The sequence below is a fragment of the Turicibacter bilis genome, from assembly GCF_024499055.1.
GTDB lineage: Bacteria > Bacillota_I > Bacilli_A > MOL361 > Turicibacteraceae > Turicibacter > Turicibacter bilis.
This window is the reverse complement of sequence record NZ_CP071249.1, coordinates 2499699-2521863: the sequence shown is the minus strand read 5'-3', so window position 1 is coordinate 2521863 and position 22165 is coordinate 2499699. Positions and strand designations below refer to the sequence as shown.

Annotated in this window: 18 protein-coding genes; 3 read left to right on the top strand and 15 right to left on the bottom strand. The window is 34.1% G+C overall.

The window, feature by feature from the left end; all coding sequences use genetic code 11:
- Nucleotides 1–110: 110 nt before the first annotated feature.
- From lacZ to J0J69_RS12135, 8 genes are all read right to left on the bottom strand, one after another.
- Entirely contained in the window at nucleotides 111–3143 is a 3033-nt protein-coding gene (gene lacZ / locus J0J69_RS12170) for a beta-galactosidase, LacZ type (protein WP_212724896.1), read from the bottom strand.
- 194 nt (nucleotides 3144–3337) lie between these two features.
- Entirely contained in the window at nucleotides 3338–4207 is an 870-nt protein-coding gene (locus J0J69_RS12165; protein ID WP_212724897.1) for a methionyl aminopeptidase, read from the bottom strand.
- Between the two features lie 395 nt (nucleotides 4208–4602).
- On the bottom strand, nucleotides 4603–5544 hold the full coding sequence (locus J0J69_RS12160; protein WP_212724898.1) for a translation initiation factor IF-2 N-terminal domain-containing protein: 942 nt from the start codon (nucleotides 5542–5544) through the stop codon (nucleotides 4603–4605).
- 641 nt (nucleotides 5545–6185) lie between these two features.
- Complete coding sequence (gene melB, locus J0J69_RS12155) at nucleotides 6186–7637, bottom strand: melibiose:sodium transporter MelB (RefSeq protein WP_212724899.1); 1452 nt, start codon at nucleotides 7635–7637, stop codon at nucleotides 6186–6188.
- 416 nt (nucleotides 7638–8053) lie between these two features.
- A complete protein-coding gene (locus tag J0J69_RS12150) occupies nucleotides 8054–10114 on the bottom strand; it encodes an alpha-galactosidase (RefSeq protein ID WP_212724900.1) in 2061 nt (686 codons plus the stop codon).
- A gap of 422 nt (nucleotides 10115–10536) precedes the next feature.
- On the bottom strand, nucleotides 10537–11367 hold the full coding sequence (locus J0J69_RS12145) for a carbohydrate ABC transporter permease (protein WP_212724901.1): 831 nt from the start codon (nucleotides 11365–11367) through the stop codon (nucleotides 10537–10539).
- Nucleotides 11368–11387: 20 nt separating this feature from the next.
- Complete coding sequence (locus tag J0J69_RS12140; RefSeq protein ID WP_237252331.1) at nucleotides 11388–12317, bottom strand: carbohydrate ABC transporter permease; 930 nt, start codon at nucleotides 12315–12317, stop codon at nucleotides 11388–11390.
- Nucleotides 12318–12383: 66 nt separating this feature from the next.
- Nucleotides 12384–13673 carry an ABC transporter substrate-binding protein gene (locus J0J69_RS12135; RefSeq protein WP_212724902.1) on the bottom strand — a complete coding sequence of 430 codons (1290 nt, stop codon included), beginning with the start codon at nucleotides 13671–13673 and terminating at the stop codon, nucleotides 12384–12386.
- Between the two features lie 361 nt (nucleotides 13674–14034).
- Here J0J69_RS12135 and J0J69_RS12130 point away from each other — a divergent pair, with 361 nt between their 5' ends.
- Nucleotides 14035–14901, top strand: a complete 867-nt coding sequence (locus tag J0J69_RS12130; RefSeq protein WP_212724903.1) for an AraC family transcriptional regulator — start codon at nucleotides 14035–14037, stop codon at nucleotides 14899–14901.
- 21 nt (nucleotides 14902–14922) lie between these two features.
- Here J0J69_RS12130 and J0J69_RS12125 read toward each other — a convergent pair whose 3' ends face one another.
- The gene (locus J0J69_RS12125) at nucleotides 14923–16269 is read right to left on the bottom strand and encodes an MATE family efflux transporter (protein WP_212724904.1); all 1347 of its coding nucleotides are present in this window, start codon (nucleotides 16267–16269) and stop codon (nucleotides 14923–14925) included.
- Nucleotides 16270–16443: 174 nt separating this feature from the next.
- Here J0J69_RS12125 and J0J69_RS12120 point away from each other — a divergent pair, with 174 nt between their 5' ends.
- A complete protein-coding gene (locus J0J69_RS12120) occupies nucleotides 16444–17580 on the top strand; it encodes an AraC family transcriptional regulator (RefSeq protein WP_212724905.1) in 1137 nt (378 codons plus the stop codon).
- On the opposite strand, the gene J0J69_RS12115 is transcribed toward J0J69_RS12120, so the two are convergent.
- The 6 genes from J0J69_RS12115 to J0J69_RS12090 all read right to left on the bottom strand — a co-directional run bounded on the left by J0J69_RS12115 (nucleotide 17569) and on the right by J0J69_RS12090 (nucleotide 20939).
- Nucleotides 17569–18243: a restriction endonuclease gene (locus J0J69_RS12115; RefSeq protein ID WP_212724906.1), complete on the bottom strand. Its 675-nt coding sequence runs from the start codon at nucleotides 18241–18243 to the stop codon at nucleotides 17569–17571. The two genes, J0J69_RS12120 and J0J69_RS12115, sit on opposite strands and share 12 nt — an antisense overlap.
- Before the next feature lie 48 nt (nucleotides 18244–18291).
- A complete protein-coding gene (locus J0J69_RS12110) occupies nucleotides 18292–18531 on the bottom strand; it encodes a hypothetical protein (protein ID WP_212723760.1) in 240 nt (79 codons plus the stop codon).
- A gap of 17 nt (nucleotides 18532–18548) precedes the next feature.
- Entirely contained in the window at nucleotides 18549–19238 is a 690-nt protein-coding gene (locus tag J0J69_RS12105; protein WP_212723761.1) for a hypothetical protein, read from the bottom strand.
- A gap of 167 nt (nucleotides 19239–19405) precedes the next feature.
- Nucleotides 19406–19534 (bottom strand): hypothetical protein, encoded by a 129-nt coding sequence (locus J0J69_RS12100; protein ID WP_256637881.1) that lies wholly within the window; start codon nucleotides 19532–19534, stop codon nucleotides 19406–19408.
- Nucleotides 19527–19844, bottom strand: a complete 318-nt coding sequence (locus tag J0J69_RS12095) for a heavy metal-binding domain-containing protein (protein WP_055244261.1) — start codon at nucleotides 19842–19844, stop codon at nucleotides 19527–19529. The genes J0J69_RS12100 and J0J69_RS12095 overlap by 8 nt, the downstream gene beginning before the upstream one ends.
- A 6-nt stretch (nucleotides 19845–19850) precedes the next feature.
- On the bottom strand, nucleotides 19851–20939 hold the full coding sequence (locus J0J69_RS12090) for a helix-turn-helix domain-containing protein (RefSeq protein WP_212723762.1): 1089 nt from the start codon (nucleotides 20937–20939) through the stop codon (nucleotides 19851–19853).
- 247 nt (nucleotides 20940–21186) lie between these two features.
- Here J0J69_RS12090 and J0J69_RS12085 point away from each other — a divergent pair, with 247 nt between their 5' ends.
- Nucleotides 21187–22104 carry a LysR family transcriptional regulator gene (locus J0J69_RS12085; protein ID WP_212723763.1) on the top strand — a complete coding sequence of 306 codons (918 nt, stop codon included), beginning with the start codon at nucleotides 21187–21189 and terminating at the stop codon, nucleotides 22102–22104.
- Nucleotides 22105–22165: the final 61 nt, after the last annotated feature.

Below are 22165 nucleotides of genomic sequence, written 5' to 3'. Positions count from 1 at the left end.
TTTCATGTACAAATCAATTGAGTGTGTGAATAACTGTATAAAGAAAAAATGTGCAATCTAAAAATGAGATCGCACATTTTTTGTATGTTTTAAGTATGTGATATTTAAAATTATTTTGCCGCTTCAATGACAAAGCTAAATTCATAGTTTTGGTTTGCTGGAATTTCGAAGCATTCTTCTGGACGAGCCCCCCAAGAATCATCGCCTCCAACTCCCATTTCTTTTAAGTTGATAGATAATACTGTTTTGTGTACTGGTGGTAATTCATAGTGATGGTAAGCAGCTTCTAATTCATGGGCTGAATACGGAAGCGCACTGAAGCTTAATGGTGTTTCTCCACTGATGCGTAATCCTTTTCCTTCTTCATTTGTTACAGTAGCAAAGCGTACTCCTGTATGATTACCACATGCTTGTGGAATAACATATCCCGCTACATTATCAACCACTTTATTAGTGAATGTTCCAAGGCGTGCTCCAAATTCACGGTCTGCATATGTTTCATCTGGTCCAAATCCACGCCAAGTTAACGTATCAAAATCAGCTGGGATTGCTAAATCCATCCCAAACTTGAACATGTTGGGTAATCCTTCAACCCCATTGTAGCTCATTGTGATATGAATTTGTCCATAAGAGTTAATGAAGTATTTAACAGCTGCGTGTGAAACAGGCATTGTATTTAAATTGTAAGTAAAGATAACTTCTAATCCATCAACACGACGGTTAATTTCCATATTTTCATGGAAGGCATATAGGCTTGCTAATTTCCATTGTGCCATACGAACTGGGGCTTGATTTCCGCGGTCATTATCCGTTGATGCACGCCAGAAACTTGGCATTAACGATAAGTTGGGTTGATGAATATATTCAACTCCATCGTATTTTAATGAAACGATACGTCCTAAGTTTTTCGCAAAGATAACTTCAAACCCATCTCCATTAATTCCAACATTAACATCCCCCTCAGCGATGTTAAACTCTTTAACTTCACGTTTTACTTCTTCTTTCACCGCTTCAATCACACGTTGTCCAAATGCGATTTCATGTCCAGCCTCAGCATAAGCTGTCCCTTCTTTTAAACAAACTGATACAGTAACCACTTGTTCAAGTGAAGATGAAGTTAGATTAATTCCTAAATCAATAAATGCTTTGCTTAATGGAGCTAATTTTTCAACTGTTTCTCCACTAGCAATCACTTGGTCACCTTCTTCAACTTGCCACTTAATGACATACTCACTTAAATCAGTGAAGCAATGTTTATTATAGATGTCTGCTCCTGTATCTTTTACTTCAATTGCAAATGGTTGATACGCTCCCTTAATCGCTTGGATTTTTGGTGAAACCTCACGATTTGCATAAATGATTCCATTCACACAGAAGTTATAATCCGTTGGTTGATCTCCAAAATCTCCACCGAAGGCTAAGTATGGGTTGCCATAACGATCTTTCGACCATAAGGCTTGATCGATGTAATCCCAAATGAAACCACCTTGATACATTTCATATTCATCTTCTAATTCAATATAACGATCCATTCCACCATTTGAGTTCCCCATAGCATGTGTATACTCACATAAAATGAATGGTTTTTCTGGATTATTATCTAAGAATTCACGGATTTCTGGCACTTTTGCATACATACGGCTTTCCATATCTGATGTATCATTAAAACGACGATCCCAGAACACGCCTTCATAGTGGACTAAACGTGTGTTATCTCGGTCTCTAAAGTACTGTGACATTTTGTATAAGTTCTCTCCACCATAACTTTCATTCCCACATGACCAAATCACGATACTTGGATGATTTTTATCTCGCTCAAGCATTGACTTGGCACGGTCTAAAATGATTTCTAAAAACTCTGGACGGCCATTTGGAATAGTGACATCCTTCTCTTCAACTGCCCCCATACGTTGCCATGTTCCGTGTGTTTCTAAATTTGTTTCATCAATCATGTATAATCCATATTCATCACATAATTCATAGAAATACGATGCATTTGGATAATGTGACGTACGAACTGAGTTGAAGTTATGCTCTTTTAAGAATTTAACATCCCACTCCATCTCTTCCTTTGTAACAGAACGCCCATATGTTGCACTAAATTCATGACGATTGACCCCACGGAAAACAATGCGTTTTCCATTGATGCACATCACTTTATCAATCATTTTAAACTCACGAATTCCGACACGTTGGCAAACAGCCTCTACGACTTCTCCATTCACTTTTAGTTCTAATTGTAACTCATATAAATAAGGATATTCGGCACTCCATAAATTCGCATGTTCAACTTCTAACGATAAAGTGGCCGTTCCATCGATGACATCACACGTTCCAGCAGATACTCTACGCCCTTGTGCATCGACTAAATTAGCAACGATGGTTGATTCTTCTCCCGTTACATTAAACTCCACTTCAACAGTTGCGTCTTGATAATTATTTTTTAAATGAGTTTTTACAAATAAATCTTCAATATGAGTTGTTGGAGTAGTAAACAAATAAACGTCACGGAAGATTCCTGATAAACGCCAGAAATCTTGATCTTCTAACCAACTTCCAGTTGACCATTTATAAACTTGTACGGCTAATTTATTTTGACCTTCACGGTTAATATACTCTGTTAAATCAAATTCACTTGGTGTGAAACTATCTTCACTATATCCAACGTATTCCCCGTTACACCAAACGTTGAATGCTGTCTCCACTCCTTGGAATGAGATACAAACTTTTTGTCCATTCCACTCAGCTGGTACTTCAAAATAAGTTACATATGATGCTGTTGGATTATATTTAACTGGGATATAAGGTGGCTTTAATTCTTCATGTCCATCCCATGCGTACTGTGTATTGACGTAGTGTGGTTTATCATATCCCTGTAATTGAATATGCCCCGGTACTAAAATTTTTTCAAAATCTGAACAATCTGCTTCTAACGCCTCAAACCCCTCTGGGCGCGTCGCAACATTTTCACTATACTTAAATAACCATTCTCCATTTAAACATTGACGCCATGACATCTCTGATTTATTCATCGCCTCTTCTAACGTTTGATAATAACGATGGTCACTATGAGCTTTTAAACGATTAATTTCAAAAATTTCAGGATTCGTTAATAGTGCTTGAATATCTTGCGATGTTTTCATTCTGACTTCCCCTTTTTTAGTAAAATTTTATCAGTTTTACAAACAGATATTATCATATATTCAACTTCATGTAAACGATTTCTAATGTTTTTGTGTTTTTTTACCCACAAAAATTAATACTTCTTATCAGTACCTTGGGCATCAAAAAAACACCTCATCACAGGTTCTTCTGCTTTGAGGTGTTTCAATTTTTATTAATAAGCTAAAATTTCAGCTCCATCTTCTGTAATTAAGATCGTATACTCCCACTGAGCAGATGGCTTACGGTCAGCTGTATAGATCGTCCATCCATCTGATTCATGTTCTTCAATTTCAGCGACTCCCATATTAATCATCGGTTCAATCGTAAATGTCATCCCAGGGACAATTAAGCAATCTGTTCCACGGACTCCAACATGACTAACGTATGGCTCTTCATGGAATTCAACACCAACCCCATGTCCTCCAATGTTTTGCACAACTGTATACCCATTTTTAGCAGCATGCTCAGAAATAGCTGCTCCAATATCACCAATGTATCCCCAAGGTTTTGCTTCAGCAAGTCCAAGATCTAAACACTCTTTAGCAATACGGACTAATTTTTGTTTTTCTTCATCAACTTCACCAATCATAAACATACGTGACGCATCCGCATAATATCCGTTAACAATCGTTGTAACATCAACATTTACGATATCTCCTGATTTTAAGACTTCATCGTCACTTGGAATTCCGTGACAAACAACTTCATTAATTGAAGTACAAATACTTTTCGGGAATCCATGATAATTTAATGGGGCTGGCGTTCCGCCTAATTCGATTGTATACTCGTGAGCAATTTTATTTAATTCTTCCGTACTCATACCTTCTTTAATAACTTCTGCAATTTTATCGAGTACCATCGTATTGATTTTACCCGCATGACGAATTCCTTCAATTTGCTCTTTTGTTTTTAAAAGCTCACGTGTTGGAACTTCATCACCTTGATGATAATGTTTAGCAATTTTCTCTTCAATCGGTAAGTGGCATTGTTTAAATTTCTTTCCACTTCCACACCAACATTTATCATTACGTCCTATTTTCATAAGTATCACCTTTTTGCTTATAAAATAACTTTCATTTATTACTATACTACTATTATGGAAAAAATCCTATCTTTAAGCACGATGTTCTAAAGATATATAAATCCAAATAAGTTTTTAAACGATAAAAACTTTTACAGCCCTATCAGTGGAGAATATATCTCTTGCAGAAATCGCTAGTTAACCCAAGCCCTAGTAATTGTAGATTAGATTTCTTGCAGAAATCGCTAGGTGACCCCTGGACTATAGTATGCCTTGAATAGCATAAATGTCAAACCTCTAGTTTGCTATAGTAAATATAGAGAATATTTCTGTATGAATATAGTGACTTTCAAAACAAAAAGACTGAGCTTCATGAATGACGATTCATTCATCTCCCCCAGTCTAATGATACAACATTAAGATGCTTTATTATTTAATTTCCCTTCAATGACAGAGGCAATTCCACTCTCATGCATTTGAGGTAGTTTTAGTTGCTCTGTACTTATTTCATTTAATTGAATACGAGTTGCTGTTTCAATTCCACTCTTTAGTAAGTTCACTGAATCTCCCATGCGCGTTAATCCGTTGTCATAGTATTGTCGACTAATTCCAAGTACATTTGGTAAAATATCGACGCTATACCATCCTTGATATTCTAAGTTATGAATGTTTAACGTCGTTTTTACCTTTTGATAGAATGAATGATATTTATAATCGACATTTAAAATTAGTGGAATCATACTTGTATGCCAATCATTCACATAAATTTCTGAAATTTTTGTTCCTAGATATGGAAGAGCTTCAAGCACTGCACGATTGAAAAAGGCGAAGCGCTCAGCATCATCTTCATAGCCATAAATCTCTTCACGCGTAAAATATCTATCATTTCCGATAAATAAATAAGTCACTGAATCTTGAACTAATTTAAAAAGAGAAGCTCGAGCTTCTGTCGATCCTACTTTAATTGGTAAGTCCATTAACCATTCCATAGTCGTTCCGTAAACTTCCGTAATTTCTTTATACTTAGGTAAAGCAATGATTAATGAGCGACCGTCTTTAATTGTTTGAGTTGCAAAAGCGGCAGCTGTTTTTCCCAATTCTCCTAACGAAGTAAATGGTTCACATTCAGTCACGACATAAGCAATAGTCTTAGCCTCCCTTGACTTCTTCACTACTTTAGGTGTTGTTTCAATAGTTTCATTCGTATCTTTTCCACGACAAATATGACGGCTTAATGTTGCTAACTGTGTTTCATCTAATTTAGACTGAGCTTTAACTTCAATTCCGATTTCATGACAAATGGCTACAAGCTCCTTGCTTGTCACCCCATAATTTCTAGCAAATTCGTATACTCTCATCGTATATCCCCCCTGTTAAACAAGATTTAACATATAACAACATTTTAGCATTTACACTCTTGTTTGAAAATCTAACTTCTTGTAAAACCATTCAAACGACGCAATAGTTAACCGTTTACAACATCGATATCACAACTTTTTGACACACTTCACCTCAAATTCTCCTTCAAATGTCGGAAAAACAGTTGTGAATCCATACATAATTTCTAGGAATCTTGCATAAAATTTTACTTTATTAATTTGGAATTCATTGATTACTTCGACACTCCCTATCAATTCCAAAGCTCAAATACTTTTAACTAAAACCAAGGAACAATATGTTGCCCCATCAAAGAGAGAAGTAGCCTTCCTGCTAATAAAACTGAGCCGATTCCATCATTTTCACATTTTTCTTTAACAACTATATACGCAGTGGTAATTTTTATAATTTCACCGCTGCTATCCTCAATCTATATAGAGCCCGAAATGTATTTTATAATTTTGAATTATTCTTAGTTGCTTAACCGATTTAAGACGAAAGCTCCCTATAGTCCAGATAAAAGTTTTTTGTCATATGAAAAACTTATCGGGGCTTATATACAATAAGGAAATACAACTTGAATCAAAAAAATCAGCGGATAAGAATCCGCTGATTTCATTTACTATGCTTGCACTGCAGCTCCCTTTAATTCAACACCTGAATGATGACGAGCTTCTAATTCTTTTAAGTTATTACGAGCTTCTAATTCTTTTAAGTTATTACGAGCTTCTAATTCATTAAGAACTTCTTCATGGAAGTCACCATTTAATTTATAGTATTTTTTATAAATAGCGAAGCATAAAACAATAAAGATAATTGGTGCAATCGTCATTAAACTGCGCATTCCCATAATAGTTCCAGCAGATTGCTCTTGGTTCGCTACATATCCCATCATTTGTAATCCAACACCAATTGCCCATCCACTGAAAGCAGATGCTGATTTTACTAATAATGTTTGACAAGAGAAAATAATACTTTCATTACGTGTTCCAAGTTTATATTCACCATAGTCAACAACATCAGCTAACATAACTGTTGTAGAAGCTAAGACGAATCCGCCTCCACCACGTACTAATAATGCAGATAAGATAACTAATAATGCATTATCGGGAGCCCAAATTCCAGAAACTAATAATCCAATTAATCCAATCACAGGAACGAAACATCCTACTTTGAATAACTTTTGACGTCCAATTTTTTGAGCTAAGATTGGGAATAATAATAATCCACCAATTTCTGCAAACCCGGCAAATCCGTTGTAAATTTTAAACATTCCTTCATTACCTGTTGCATACTTGAAGTAGTAAAGCGCCATCCCACCTAAAAGCTGTAACATTAAGTTCATACATAAAACAACACCGATGAACACTTTTAATTGATCATTTTGACCAATAATTTTAAATGTTTGTTTTAATGTCACACGCTCAGCTTTTTTTGTTGTTTTATCTGCTGTTTTTGTTGAAGGCTCTTTGACATTAATACATGTTATTAAAGAAGAAACGATGAAGATAACAGCGATAATAAATGCTAATGATTCATATCCTTTTACATCATTCCCTTGCCCTAATTTAGCAACGAAAGTTAAACCGAATGTCCCGATTGTTAATCCACCAATACTAGCGAAAATACGAGGAATTACCGCCACTTTTTCACGTTCAGCTTTATCTTGTGTTAAAGATGGAATCATTGACCAATAAGGAATATCCATAATTGTGTAAGTCATTCCCCATAAAATATACATCACTGAGAAATATGCATATAATGGTAATCCATCTAAATCTGGTTTTTTGAATAAGAAGAATAATACGATAGCATTAATAATCGTACCGATTAAAATCCATGGTCTAAATTTCCCCCATTTTGTTCTCGTATTATCAACGACCATCCCCATCATCGGGTCATTGACCGTATCCCAAATACGTGCGATTAAGAAAAGTGTCCCGACGAATGCAGGCGCTAAACCAATCGTATCAGTAAAATAAATCATTAAGTAAGTACCAACAATACCGTAAACTAAGTCTTTACCTAGTGCCCCTATTCCATAAGAGTACTTTGCCTTTGCAGTTAGTTGCATTTTAACCTCTCCTTTTTTAACTTTTACAACCTGTCCCTCTCTTGGGTTACAATCGTTTTCAAACCTCTCATGCTAATAATATACTATATTTGAAATCGTTTTACAATAGCTATTGTACTAAAAAAGTATTTTTTTTACTAATAAAAATAGATTAATTTTACTTTAATTTACGTGAGGTATTTTTAAAACGTTAACAGGTCATATTCAAAAACAATCTACGCCATGTTTTATCTTATTTTATCCTTTTATAGTGATATAAATAAAAAGTATTATACTAAAATAATCGTTCAAATTGTATTTAGTCTAGTATTCGAATGATCTTTTGCTTAAGCAGATTATTCCGAGATTCTATTAACATCTCCGTCTCATTTAATGAAAAAAGAGTGTTGCATCAAACAACACTCTTTTGAGTTTTATTATGCTTTTTTAAATTTAATAATCGTACTTGCGTAGTCCCCGCTTAATTTCACATCAATTCCATGGTTCATTAAATATGATCCTGATTTTTTCATTTCAGTTCCAGCTAATGTAAAGGTATATTGTGCATTAGCATCTAATCCACGTAATTTCACGCGCACTCCAGTACGAGAGATTTGTGTTTGTGGTAAGAATACGAATAATGCAGCTTCTGTTTCATTCGCATACTCATAGCAATAATAGTTGTTGCTAGACGTATGTTGTAAACGATAGAAGTCCCCGTTTTGCACGACTTCACGAATTTGTTTATATTGTTCAATTAACTCTGCTGATAACTTCATGTCTTCATCAGTGAACTTTAAAATATTACATCCCATTCCTAATGTTCCCATCATGGCACTATGGAATTTGAATGTTAATGGGATTGTTGAACGATTATTAGCGTCTGTTACCCATGCACGCATCGCTTTAACTGGATAAACGTATGAATATGTATTTTGAATTGTTAAGCGATCATAGGCATCCGTGTTATCACTTGTCCAAAAATCATCAAATGATGACTCTAACATTCCATAGTCGACACGGCCACCACCTGAGGCACAGGCTTCTAATAATAAATGAGGATATTTTGCTTTGACACGACGTGCAATGTCATATACAGCCTCAATATGACGAAGCCACATATCACGTGACACTCCTGTTTGTGAAATCGGACGGTTCGCATCCCATTTAATATAATCAATCTCATATTTAGATAATAAGTCATCAATCATATTAAAAATGAACTCTTGTACTTCTGGTAATGTCACGTTTAAGACCATTTGGTTACGAGATGTATCATTTACACGATTTTTGAAATGATAAATCCAATCTGGATGATCTTTTAATAATTGTGTTGGCGGGTTCACCATCTCTGGCTCAATCCAAATACCAAACATCATTCCCATGTCCTTAACCGCATGAATTAACGGATTTAATCCTTCTGGGAATTTATCTTCGTTCACATACCAGTCACCTAAACCATCTGCATCACTATGGCGCTCACCAAACCAACCATCATCGATAACAAATAACTCAACACCCATTTCTTTCGCCTTTTTAGCTAAGGCAATTTGCTCATCACAATGCACGTCAAACTCAGTTGCTTCCCATGAGTTATAAAGAACCGGACGAACACCTTCACGAAGCACATTTTGTTTAGCATAATCATGCATGTGATGACTCATCGCCTCAAACCCTTCATTTGTATAACCAAACAACATCGCTGGCGCAACAAACTCTTCACCTGGTTGTAACGTAACTAAGCAATCATGAGGATTAATTCCCATTTGAACTAAGGTTCCCCCATAAGGACGTGGCTCAATAATAGTTGAGAAATTCCCACTTAATTTTAAAATCCCAAAGTACACTTCACCTTCAGTTTCAGTCGCGTGACGATCTAAAATGAAGAACGGATTATGATTATGCGTTGAAATACCACGACGGTTTTCTAAAATAATTTTCCCTTGTCCTAATGGTTGCTTAAACTCTTGAAACTCCGCTAACCAACGTCCATGAGAAGATGTTAGTGTTAAATCTTGATAAGGAATATGAATTTGAGCACTATGAATTTTTTCAATCTCTACAACGGCTTGTGTATTATTTTTAACAGACACAGTACGCTCAATTAAATCTTGTTCCTCATACGTTTTATAATGTAAATTGAATTCAAAGTCATAGTACACATCCTTTAAATGGATGATTAACTCCTCTTCAGTTTGTGTGTAGCCTACATACTTATATTCAATATCACGAGTTCCATCAGCAAAAATTACTTTTAAACAGTTTTCTTTATAACGCATTCCACCGAAAACTGGATACTCCTCATCTGTTAAATCAAGAATTGGATCATTACTTGATAATTCTGATAATTCAGGCACTTCAAAATCTTCTAAACCATTTAACTTTGGCCCCCAGTATAAATGGCGTAATAAACCTAAGTTATCTACTGCGAATGCATATGTTGTTTTAGCAGTTTCTACACCAAAAACTAATCGTTTTTCATCAATTAAAAATCCCATACTTTTTCTCCTCTCAACGTTACTCCCTCTTTTAGATAACGTTTTCTAAATTGATTATAATATAGCCCTCTTCTTTATTCAATCATTTTTTAGTAAATTTTTAGTGATAATAAAAACTCAAGAGAAAATCTCACATAAAGACATATATTTTTCACATTATAACATTTCCCATACTCCATCAAATCAACACATCTCTTTAACCATTAAACTAATCTATCTAACATTATGACATTTTAAAGAAAGATCCTTTTAATTGAATAACTAAAACCTTAATCCCGACGAACAACAAAAACCAACCTTACCTCTCTGAATCTTAATAATGTCTGCTTGAACTTTATCTCAAATTCAGATCCTCTCTCTGATCATCTCTCCTTCTAAAAAAAACATGTAATTAAACATGTCTTTTTAACTATTCATTTTGATTATAATTTTCCACCTGTTGTCGCAATTCCTTCAATAAACTTGCGTTGGAAAATCACAAAGATTAATAACATTGGCCAAACAGCGAGCAATGATCCTGCCATTAATTGTGGGAAGTTTGTTGAGAATTGCCCTTGTAATGATGCTAAGCCAGCCGATAACGTCATCTTATCAATTGACATATTAACGATTAATGGCCACATTAAATCTTTAAATGCAAATAACGCTGTAAAAATTCCTAATGCTACTAACCCTGAATTCGCTAAAGGTAACATGATACTAAAAAATGTTCGTCCGATGCTACAGCCATCTAGTTTAGCTGCTTCTTCAAGTTCTTTCGGAATTCCCATAAAGAACTGACGAAGTAAGAAAGTCCCAAAGGCACTAACAATACCAGGAATCACTAAAGCTGTTACTGTATTTAATAGTCCTAATTTTTGAACTAATAAAAACTGAGGAATAATGAAAAGTTGCCCCGGAACCATCATCTGTAATAAAACTAATGAAAAGAAAAAGTTTTTCCCTGGGAAGTTTAGACGGGCAAAAGCATAAGCAGCCATGGCACTAAATAAAACTGAACCAATCACACGGAATAATAACATTAAAATCGTATTAATATAAAACTTATCGAAAGGCAATAAACGCATAACTTCTGTATAGTTACTAAACTGCAATGTATCTGGGAAAATTTTCGGTGGCATTTGAGTTGATTCGGCTAACGTTTTAAATGAAGTTAAAATCATCCACGCAAATGGTAAAATCATAATAACTGAACCAATAATCAATACAAGATGAACAATAAGATTTCCCTTGTTGATTTTTTTCTTTTTCATAACTAGTCCCCCCTACTCTCTTAATAATGTACCCATTTCTTTTCAACCTTTGATTGAATAAATGTAATAATCATAATGATGGCTAGCAGTAACATAATAATCGCTGAACCATATCCTTTATCATTAACCGTAAATGAATGCTGATAGAATAAATAAACTAATGATTGGGTATTTTCAAGGGCAACACTTGTTTTATCAATCATCATGAAAATGGTATCGAACACTTGCATTGCACTAATAATGCTCGTTACTACAACAAAATACAGTGTTGGAGAGACAAGCGGTAATGTAACCGTAAAGAATTGACGAATTGGTCCTGCTCCATCAATACTTGCGGCTTCATAATAGTCTTTTGGAATTTCTTGAAGTCCCGCTAATAATAAAATCATATTATATCCAATCGCACTCCAAATTCCGACAATCGCAATCGCAATTAACGCAAAGTTTGGGTCACTCACCCATTGAGGTCCTTGGATTCCAACTAAACTTAATAAATAGTTAATTAATCCAAACTCTGAGTTAAATAACCATTTCCACACCATCGCAACGGCTGCTGGGGCAGCAACCATTGGTAAGAAATAAATGACGCGATAAATACTTTTTCCTTTAATTTTTTGATTTAACAAAACAGCGACAATTAAAGAAAGAGCCACCGTAAGTGGAACAACAATCAACGCATACTTTAATGTATTTCCTGTTGCTTGCCAAACAGCAGGATCACTAAATAAACGTTTATAGTTCTCGAGACCTGCCCAAGTATTCGCACCAAAATCGCCTGTCTTTTGGAAACTTAAAATCAATGTTTCAATAACTGGAATCATATTTAAAATAATTAACCCTAAAATGGTTGGAGCAATTAAAAGATAGGCCCACATCCATTCATTATATTTTGCATTCTTCATCTTAGCGGTACTTCTTGCTTTTGTTTGCTTTTTCACTGCAATTGACATAGGATCCCCCTCCGCTTATTTTTTAATAGGTAACCACTCAATCGAATGGTTACCTTCAATTTACTCTTAATCTTCAGCTAAAATTTTATTGATTTCTGTAACTAATTGATCACAAGCTTCGTCAACTGTTAGTTCTTCTGCCCATAATTTTCTTAAAATCTCCATTTCAACTTTTTCCCACTTAGCTGTACTTTTTGTATATGGCTTAATATATCCATAATCTAACATATCAACTAAGCCTTGAGTCTCAAAATTCCCCTGTGTTGTTGCTTCAACCCATGCTTGTTGAGCATCAAGATAAGCTGGAATTGCCGATTTATATTCTGCTTGAATCATATTTGCCTCTTCAGATCCTAAAAATTCAATAAATTTAACAGCTGCATCTTTATTTTTTGTATTTGCTGCCACTGCATTTCCTAATCCGTTATAAATAGTGGCACGACCAGCAGGCCCTTCAGGTAAAATGGTTACGGCACAGTTTTCAGCTACATAGTCATTTGCAGTAAAATCATTATATGCCCATGATCCGAATAATCCCATTGCTACTTTTCCAGACGTAAATAATGTTGAGTTTCCATTCTCAGCAAATTGTGTTTGAGATGGAGACACTTTTTCGACAGTACTTAAATTTAAATACCACTCTAAAGTTTCCTTTGTTTTCTCCAAAGAATATCCTGATTCTTTTTTATCATTAATTAAAATATCTCCACCATTTTGATACACATAGTTAAAGAAATTTTCCTCAGTATTTAATGGCGCATTTAATCCATAAATACCTTTCTCAGTATCTGTTAACTGATGAGCAGCTTCTAATAAATCATCCCATGTCCAATTTTCATTTGGATACTCTACACCCGCTTCATCAAATAATGTTTTGTTATACCATAATGGAATCGTTGAAACATCTTTTGGAATAGCAATTTGTTTTCCATCTACGTTATATAAATCAACAACCCCTTGATAAAAATTATCCATATCTAATACGTCACTCTTTTCGATGACTTCATTTAAATCCATTAACATTCCGCTTTGTGCATAACGGATATGTTGGCTTGAATGCATCCAAAATACATCTGGCATCGTTCCACCAGTGGCAGCAGCTTCAAGCTTTGTCCAGTATTGATCCCAAGGTGTCACTTCGACATTCACCTTAATACCAGGATTTTTTTCTTCAAATGCATCTGCGATTGCTCTCATACCTGGCTCTTGCCCTTTATCCCAAATTGAATATGTTATCGTTGAGCCCCCATTTGAAGATGATGCTTCATCACCACTATTACTACATCCAACTAAAGTTGATACAAAAATTGATGTTAAACCTACTGCGCCTAATAATTTCTTAAAGTTTTTCTTCATAGATATAACCCCCTCAATAGTTAATAAAAGGCCACTACCTTTTATTTCATTCAATAAAGCTACATAAAATGTTTTTACTAAATATAACCTCAAATATTCATTTAAATTAACAAATATTTTTATTAAAAACTTTCTGTAAAGGCTTACGGAGATATGATATTATATTTACATAGTAAAAAACATGGTCTGATGTAAGCCCTTTATGTATAAATGTGAGAATAATTAAAAATCATATTATTTATGTGAGTAAAATAATTACTACATCTTTACTGATTACAAACATAATAAAAAAGAGACATTTCTTTTTGATATAGTTTCATTAAGAAATAAGCTCATGATCCATTCGGGGGGAATCTAGAAAATGGATAATTTAAAATACATTAAAGAAGAAAATGTAACCTACTTAGAGCCATTAAAAAAAAATTCATTAGATTTATTTTTATGTTATTGCGGACTTGAACAGTGTCATCCAGGGTATAGTTATGGACCTGCTGTTCGTGCTGAATATCTCATTCATTACATTCTTGATGGTGAGGGAACTTATCACGTTAATAATCACATTTATCATTTAAAGAAAAATGAAGGTTTTTTAATCTTACCAGGAGATATTACCTATTACGAAGCTGACAAAGAAAAGCCATGGAAATATATTTGGATTGCAGTAAATGGGGTGAAAGCAGATCACTATTTGAATTATGCTAACCTCCATGAAAAAAATTTAATCTTTAGTTTTGAAGACGCTGAACGACTCACAAGCTATGTCTTTCAAATGTTAGAACTCAATAATTATAATTATGCCAATGAACTACAACTTCAAGGACTAACGTACCAATTTTTATCTTGCCTAGCCGAAAGCAATCATCAATCTACACTTCATTACAAAACAAAAGGAAGTGAAATTTATTTAGAAGAATCAATTCAATATATCCATAGTAATTACTCCAATCCAATTAAAGTCGCTGATATTGCCGAGTTTGTTGGAATTAACAGAAGCTATTTGACAAACATATTTAAAGAAAAGCTTAATACTTCACCTCAAGAATACCTATTGGATTTCCGCCTCAATATAGCCTGTGACCTTCTAAGGAAAACAAACTTATCAATTACTAATGTTGCTAAAGGAGTGGGCTATAATGATCCCTTTGCCTTTTCAAAGATTTTTCGCAAACATAAAGGGATGAGTCCTTCACAATATCGAAATGAACAACAAAAAAACCTCGTAGACTAAAATCTACGAGGTTTTTGATTACTAAGCTTCTACTAACTCAGGAGCTTTTTTTAGATTTCCTTTTTTAAATAAGAAGATAACGACTAATAATGTTAAGACTTCTGCAACTGGAACCGTCATCCATACCCCACTAATTCCTATGAATTGTGGTAAGATGCTAATTCCTAATAAAATGAAAATCATACCGCGACAAACAGCCACAATAATAGACGATAACGCATCACCAATTGACGTAAAATACCCTGAGAATAAAATGTTCAATCCATTAAAGAAGAACGTAAAGGCATAAATTTTCGAACCGTGTAATGCTAAATCTAATACAGCTTCATTATCACTCACGAACATCATAATTAAATACTTCCCGAATAAGAAGATTAGTACGACTAAAGATGTCCCCATGATCATAGCCATCTTACAAGAAATATTCATCATTTGCTTCACACGATCATGTAGCTGCGCACCGTAGTTATAAGAAATAACTGGACCAATTCCTGCTGAAACTCCACACACAATTAATGACGCGAATAATGAAATGTAACCAATCGCTGTAAACGCCGAAACTCCAACTTCTCCAGCAATTCTCATAAACGCCATATTAAACACAAAGGTTGAAATAGCCGCTGCTAATGATGATACGCCTTCCGACGACCCATTATATAATAACTGTCCTGTTAACTTCCAGTTGAATTTCCCTGTAAAGAAATTTAACACAGCACTCTTCTTAATAAATGGAATAGCCGCAATTAAGAATGATGTTGTGAACGATAATCCTGTTGCAATCGGTGCCCCAACAATCCCTAACTTTAACTGCTTAATCAACACATAATTTAAGATAATATTTGCAAATAGACTTGCAACTGAACTGATTAAATAAACATTCGGCTTTCCAATACAACGAACAAATACCCCTAAAATAAACGAAAGTCCGATAAATGGAGCAAATAACGCTAAAATCTTAATATACGTTGATGAATCAGCAAGCAACACATCATTTGCACCTAAAAATGATGCTAATTGATGACTAAATGTAAATCCTAAAACTAAAATCACAATTGATAAACCAATCATGAACAGGCAGGCAGATTTAAAAATATCTTGCGCGCGTTTAACTTGACCTTCACCTAAACTACGCCCAATATAACTTGCCCCACCAATTCCAATGATTAAGTTCATCCCAATCATTAACTGCATAAATGGCGCTGCAATATTAACACTAGCCATCGCATTCGTTCCAACAAAGTTTCCTAAGAAAATCCCATCAACCATTGTTTGAACCCCAGCAATCGTTAATGATAAAATCGCTGGAATCGAGAATTTAATAAATAACTTAGAAATCTTTTCAGTTCCTAAGATATTATCTTGCATCATCTATATAACCTCCCTATCTTAATACTCCTCATCAAAATATTCAATATGATTAATTGTCATAAAAAAAGCCAAATGACTTGCATTTGAACCTGAATAATATTATCATGTATCCTTAAACATTTTTAGTATTATAATGACTTTTTTATAAAAATTTTGACATCAGGAGGTTAAAGTATGACTCATTTTGACACAGAATTAAACCGAATCGCTTACATTAAAAATCTCATTGAACAAACCTCTAACTTACCAATTTCCATTCTAAATTGTAAACAAGAAAATCTTTTTTCAGATCTTATAATCGATGATTATGTTCTTAATCAGCTTGATTTAACTAAGATATATACCACTCCACAAATTAAACTTTATTCATTAGATGAAATTTACATGTTTATAAGCTATATAAAGGAAAGTGAACTGATTGGAACATTCATCGTTGGGCCTATTAGCTATAAAAAAATATCACTCAATCAATTGATTCATCAAGCGATGCTCATTCATAATTTAATTTATCATGAACCGCTAACTTTTGAAGAAGTTCTTAAAGAAAACTTTTATGATGAACAGCTAATTGAGCAAATGGAAAATAAACTTCAAAGTGACTTTACTCATATTCGAATCGATGACCAAATTCATGAACCTTTCGTCCCGCTACATTACGAACGCGAACTACTTTCTTATGTAAAGCATGGAAATACAGCGGAGTTAATAAAAATTATTGATAAACTTACACCGACCGAAGCAGCAATTAATCATCTTAACGAAGACCCAATTCAAACCATGCAAACGATGGTAATCACCTTACTCATTCTTGCTTCTCGTGCTGCGATGACGGGAGGGTTACCTACTGCCTTAGCTTATAAAATTAATACTTATTACTTAGAAAAAATACAAAAAACAACGGATATTCATCAACTCAATCAATTAAAAATGACCTGTTTAATTGACTTAACTTCGCGAATAAACCAAATTAATACGACTGAAACCTCTCGTCCAGTTTCAGATACTATCTTTTATATTACTAAAAATCTTTATAATAATATTTCATTAAACGATATTTGTGAGGCTTTACACTTCAGTCCAAGTTATCTTTCACGATTATTTAAAAAGGAAATGAATTTGACTATTAGCGAATTTATTACGCAAGAAAAAATTGAAGAAGCCAAACGACTTTTAATTGGATCAAATCATACACTTCTTGAAATTTCAAATCTTCTTCACTTTAGTGATCAGAGTTACTTTACAAAATCATTTAAAAAGGTTACTGGAATGACACCAAAAGTTTACCGAAATCGATACAAACTACTCTCTTAAGCTATATTTCTTTAATTGTTCTCGGCTTTCACGAGTTGCAAATAAAATTAGTTCACTCAATGTATTCCCATCAATACACGTAATCTTACATTCTTTTACCCATTCTATGGCCTGTTGTGAGAAAGAAGAAGTGGTTATAAATATCCCTTCATTCACTTTATCATGACTCATCACTGAATAAAAATTTTCAAGCATATGTTGTTCAATTAGATCATCTGACTTTTTTTGCTTACACCCAATATACACACGATTCCCCTCAGATGTCAGGGCACTAATTCTTTTGGACTTCGTCACCTTTACTTCCTGATAACCGAGTAACCGTAATAAATCAGCACAATAATATTCAAACTGAAGCGGTGGAATTTGTTGCACATCATAATGAATTAAACGTAAACAACGCTCTCGTTGTGCCATCATTTGTTGATTGTTTTGTACCTGTTCTTCTAACGCTTTAATCTCCTGTTCACCTAAACTAATCGACCAAACAACCGACATCGCAAATAAAGGAAGAACGATTAAAAACCACCAAAAAGGCAATGCTGCAAACATGTCAACAATTCCTCTAAAAAAGCCTTGAAAATTAAAATAAGTAATCCAACAAAAACACCCAATCATCATATAACCTAGCCATTGCTGAACTTTCCCCTCATTTAAATCCTTCATAAAGCCACGTCCTTTCTAGTAACTTTATTGTGGGAAAATAAAAAGACTTTATTCAATGATCGCTAAATAATAAAGACTAATTCCAACAATTATACTGGCCAATAACTCAATCCACTTTCGATTTAAACGCCACCAGTTACGTCCCCTATAACCTAGCCTTTGATAAAATGGCGGAGAATAATACCATGTCTTCTTATAACGATTTTTTTTAGATTTCTCCCAAATCTCTTTCCGTTGACGTTCAAGAGCCTGTTCATACTTCTTCATCTCTTGAGGTGTTAAATGCATCTTCTGATTCCTCCTCTTTATTCCACCTTAGTACTCATCCGTTGATAACTAATACTAAAATCTTCATTATAATGATAAGTAACTCCTGCCTGATCAAAAACCTTCACCAATTCATTCATTACTTGACTTTGTTGCCCTTGTAACTTAAGAATTGATTCATTAATAGTTTCTTGCTCAGGATGAACTAAAGTATCTAACCAACTAATTAGATTAGCATGATAAATAATAATAGCTTCATTCAAATTAACTAACAGTGGATTTTGAGCCTCCTCAGTAAATGAAATACTTTCCATTAAAACTTTTTGTAAAGCATAAATTTCGATTTCCTCTAATCTACCTTCATTATATCTTTCAATAATTTCATGTGCCTTGTTAATATAGTGATCATACTTATCCAAATAATTAAAAAGGATCTGTTGTTCATTCATTAATGATTCATGAATTGGTGTAGTCAAATCCTCCTTTTTAAACCGATTAAGTATCGGATCTATCAGTCCTGTGAAAGATAAAAGGCCAATAATAAATGCAACACGAACCATAAAAATAAACCAATAAGAGATTATTCTCATCCCCCCTCCTGTTGGAGGAATATAATCATTTTTCTCTTTATAAATGTAACTTAATGGATCTTGCTGACCAGATTTTTTTCGTTTTTTCTCATACCTCTTCATCTCTTTATGAAAATTTTTTTGTGTTTTCGTTCTCATCTTCTCACCCTTTCTTGTCATATTCTACCATAAACTTACAATGCGTTATACTATATCTAACGTCTAGAAAAGTGAATTTCCTTTTTTTAAACTGAAATAATTTTAGTAACAAATAAAATCAATAAATACGCCCAATATTAAAAAGCTGAGACAGAGTTCTCAGCTTTTTAATATTCTCGATAATCTTTCTTCTGTTCTTCTCGTTTCTCTTTTTTACGTTCGATAACCTTAATACTAAAAAAGATAATAAAGAAAATGAGATTAATGACATACCACCCAATAATCAATTTAATCATTGATGACCACAGCTGTTCCGTAAGCGACCATTTCTGCTGCTCCACTCATCACTGATGATGACATTAATCGCATCCCAATAATCGCATTTGCTCCTTTTGCCTCAGCATCTTCAACCATTCGCCCAATCGCAATTTGACGCGCTTCTGTCAGCATATCGTTATAGCTATTTAATTCCCCACCTGCTAAGTTTTTAAAAGCCGCTGCAATATCATTCCCTAAATGTTTTGAACGAATCGTGCTTCCACGTACTAATCCCTTCACTTCTAAAATTTCTTTTCCTACAATAGTTTCTGTTGTTACAATTAACATTTATATTCACTCTCCTAATCGATTTACTAAATGGATAAAGCGTTCATTTTCATGCAATACCGTGAAGACTGGATTTTGTAATAATGCATCTTTCATGCTTTTTTTTATTAACACTTCATCACGAGGCACAATATTTCCAAGATCAAATGTTTCATACCAATCTTCAATCACATCAAAAAAAGGCGTGCCTCTAAATTTAAGAGGATAAAAATCATAGGTACATAACTTTGAATAATCATCTAAGTAATCAAGTGCCTTTTCCACTTTTCCAAGTTGGACATACCCTTGTGCTACCACTAATAAAATGGGCATAACAACATAAGGATTTAACTTCCGCAATTCAAAAGCTTCTTCTACCTTCATAAATCTTGAAACTGTCTCTTCAAATTGATCCGCTCCACCTAATGACAATAACATTGGAAAAGCTTCGACAATCGAAATTAAACTTTTAAACAGAGAAATTTGTAAAGCCGATTTAGCCTCGTCTAGTTGTCCAAGCATTTGATAGGCTGTTGCCTGTAACACTTCCCCTGATAGTTGAGGTTTTTGGCTTCCTTCTAATAACACTAAAGCTTCTTGTGGCTCATTTAACAGCAAGCAACAATACGCCTCAAGCATTTGCGCCTGCTTCGCCAAATCAACATCCTCACTATTTAACTTCACCCGTTCAAATAACGATTTAGCTTGCTCATTTAATTTTTGTGTTTGATTAGAATCTAACATACTATGATTAATGATTAAAACGCCCATTTGAAATAATAAAGGAAAACACGAATAATACTTTCGAATGATATCCTGACATTCCTCAATGACGTCATTAAATGGTCGAGTCGTAAAATCATGACAAAGTCGTTGATACAAAGATTTAATCTCCTCCTTCATCATTTGAGGCTCATAACCTATTAACTCATCAATACTGACATTAAAATATGAGGCTAAAATCGGTAAAAATGTAATATCCGGATAACTCTGACCGGTTTCCCATTTAGAGATTGCCGCTTTAGAAACACCTAAATATTTTGCTAATTCATCTTGCGTTATCTTCTTTTCTTTTCGTTTCGTTGCAATCATCTTAGCAATATTAATTCCTTTCATCGGATCACCTCATAGGTTTATTGTAAACCTATTACCTTATATTCTCAATAGAGTAAATGTAGACTTTCATTGATAAAATCAACTATCAGTTAACAGCAAAAACTTTTATATAAGCAGTCACTCAAATCACTTATGATATTGTATTATCTTTTCATCTATAAAATACTTCATCATTTGACAGTGAATTGGCGGCATAAATGTTATATGGTAAAATATAGTAACTGAAATTTGGATTGGGAGAAAAGATATGACTTTACAACAGTTAAAATATATTATTCAAGTGGTGCAATCGGGTTCAATTAGCTCGGCTGCACAAAAGCTATATATTACACAACCGAGCCTTTCAAAAGCAATTGCCGATTTAGAAAAAGAAATGGGAATTACTATTTTCTATCGAAATAATCGGGGGGTATATTTATCAGAAGATGGTATTAAATTTCTCTCTTATGCAAGGCAAGTCGTTGAGCAGGCGGAATTGTTAGAACAACAATATAAGTTAAAAACACCTGTGCGACGAGTATTTGCTATCTCTTCACAGCACTATGCCTTTGTCGTGAATGCTTTCGTTGCGTTAGTTAAAGAATATGGAGAAAATAAATATGAATTTTCGCTACGCGAATCACGGACCTTTGATATTATCGAAGATGTCCGTACGAAAAGAAGTGAGCTAGGAATTATTTTTTTAAGCCATTTTAACCGTGAGGTGATTCAACGAATTTTACAAAACGATGAGATGCAATTTGTGCCTCTTTTCACAGCAAAACCACATGTGTTTGTCAGTCGAAACAACCCTCTTGCAACGCGTAAAAAAGTGATGTTAGAAGACTTAAAAGAATTCCCACGACTTACCTATGAACAGGGAATCAATAATTCATTCTATTTTTCTGAGGAGCTACACAGTACGATAGAAAGTCCTAAAAATATCATCGTCTCTGATCGGGCTACTTTATTTAATCTGTTAATCGGGTTAAATGGTTATACGATTTCTTCGGGTATTTTAAGTAGTGACTTAAATGGAACAGAAATTGTATCCATTCCACTTCAAAGCGATGAAATGATGGAGATTGGATATATCCATCCAACGGATCATCCGTTAAGTGAAATGAGTGAACGATATTTAGAACATTTACGCCTGTACATTGCACATTATCAATCTTTGGTATAGTTTTTATCTATGTGTTACCATTATTTATTAGTATTAACACATAACTAACCTTTCGTGATAA

Excerpts from the sequence above, each read along its gene's own strand:
- lacZ (WP_212724896.1), bottom strand. The coding sequence starts at position 3,143 with ATGAAAACATCGCAAGATATTCAAGCACTATTAACGAATCCTGAAATT.
- J0J69_RS12165 (WP_212724897.1), bottom strand. The coding sequence starts at position 4,207 with ATGAAAATAGGACGTAATGATAAATGTTGGTGTGGAAGTGGAAAGAAA.
- J0J69_RS12160 (WP_212724898.1), bottom strand. The coding sequence starts at position 5,544 with ATGAGAGTATACGAATTTGCTAGAAATTATGGGGTGACAAGCAAGGAG.
- melB (WP_212724899.1), bottom strand. The coding sequence starts at position 7,637 with ATGCAACTAACTGCAAAGGCAAAGTACTCTTATGGAATAGGGGCACTA.
- J0J69_RS12150 (WP_212724900.1), bottom strand. The coding sequence starts at position 10,114 with ATGGGATTTTTAATTGATGAAAAACGATTAGTTTTTGGTGTAGAAACT.
- J0J69_RS12145 (WP_212724901.1), bottom strand. The coding sequence starts at position 11,367 with ATGAAAAAGAAAAAAATCAACAAGGGAAATCTTATTGTTCATCTTGTA.
- J0J69_RS12140 (WP_237252331.1), bottom strand. The coding sequence starts at position 12,317 with ATGTCAATTGCAGTGAAAAAGCAAACAAAAGCAAGAAGTACCGCTAAG.
- J0J69_RS12135 (WP_212724902.1), bottom strand. The coding sequence starts at position 13,673 with ATGAAGAAAAACTTTAAGAAATTATTAGGCGCAGTAGGTTTAACATCA.
- J0J69_RS12130 (WP_212724903.1), top strand. The coding sequence starts at position 14,035 with ATGGATAATTTAAAATACATTAAAGAAGAAAATGTAACCTACTTAGAG.
- J0J69_RS12125 (WP_212724904.1), bottom strand. The coding sequence starts at position 16,269 with ATGATGCAAGATAATATCTTAGGAACTGAAAAGATTTCTAAGTTATTT.
- J0J69_RS12120 (WP_212724905.1), top strand. The coding sequence starts at position 16,444 with ATGACTCATTTTGACACAGAATTAAACCGAATCGCTTACATTAAAAAT.
- J0J69_RS12115 (WP_212724906.1), bottom strand. The coding sequence starts at position 18,243 with ATGAAGGATTTAAATGAGGGGAAAGTTCAGCAATGGCTAGGTTATATG.
- J0J69_RS12110 (WP_212723760.1), bottom strand. The coding sequence starts at position 18,531 with ATGCATTTAACACCTCAAGAGATGAAGAAGTATGAACAGGCTCTTGAA.
- J0J69_RS12105 (WP_212723761.1), bottom strand. The coding sequence starts at position 19,238 with ATGAGAACGAAAACACAAAAAAATTTTCATAAAGAGATGAAGAGGTAT.
- J0J69_RS12100 (WP_256637881.1), bottom strand. The coding sequence starts at position 19,534 with ATGATTAAATTGATTATTGGGTGGTATGTCATTAATCTCATTTTCTTT.
- J0J69_RS12095 (WP_055244261.1), bottom strand. The coding sequence starts at position 19,844 with ATGTTAATTGTAACAACAGAAACTATTGTAGGAAAAGAAATTTTAGAA.
- J0J69_RS12090 (WP_212723762.1), bottom strand. The coding sequence starts at position 20,939 with ATGAAAGGAATTAATATTGCTAAGATGATTGCAACGAAACGAAAAGAA.
- J0J69_RS12085 (WP_212723763.1), top strand. The coding sequence starts at position 21,187 with ATGACTTTACAACAGTTAAAATATATTATTCAAGTGGTGCAATCGGGT.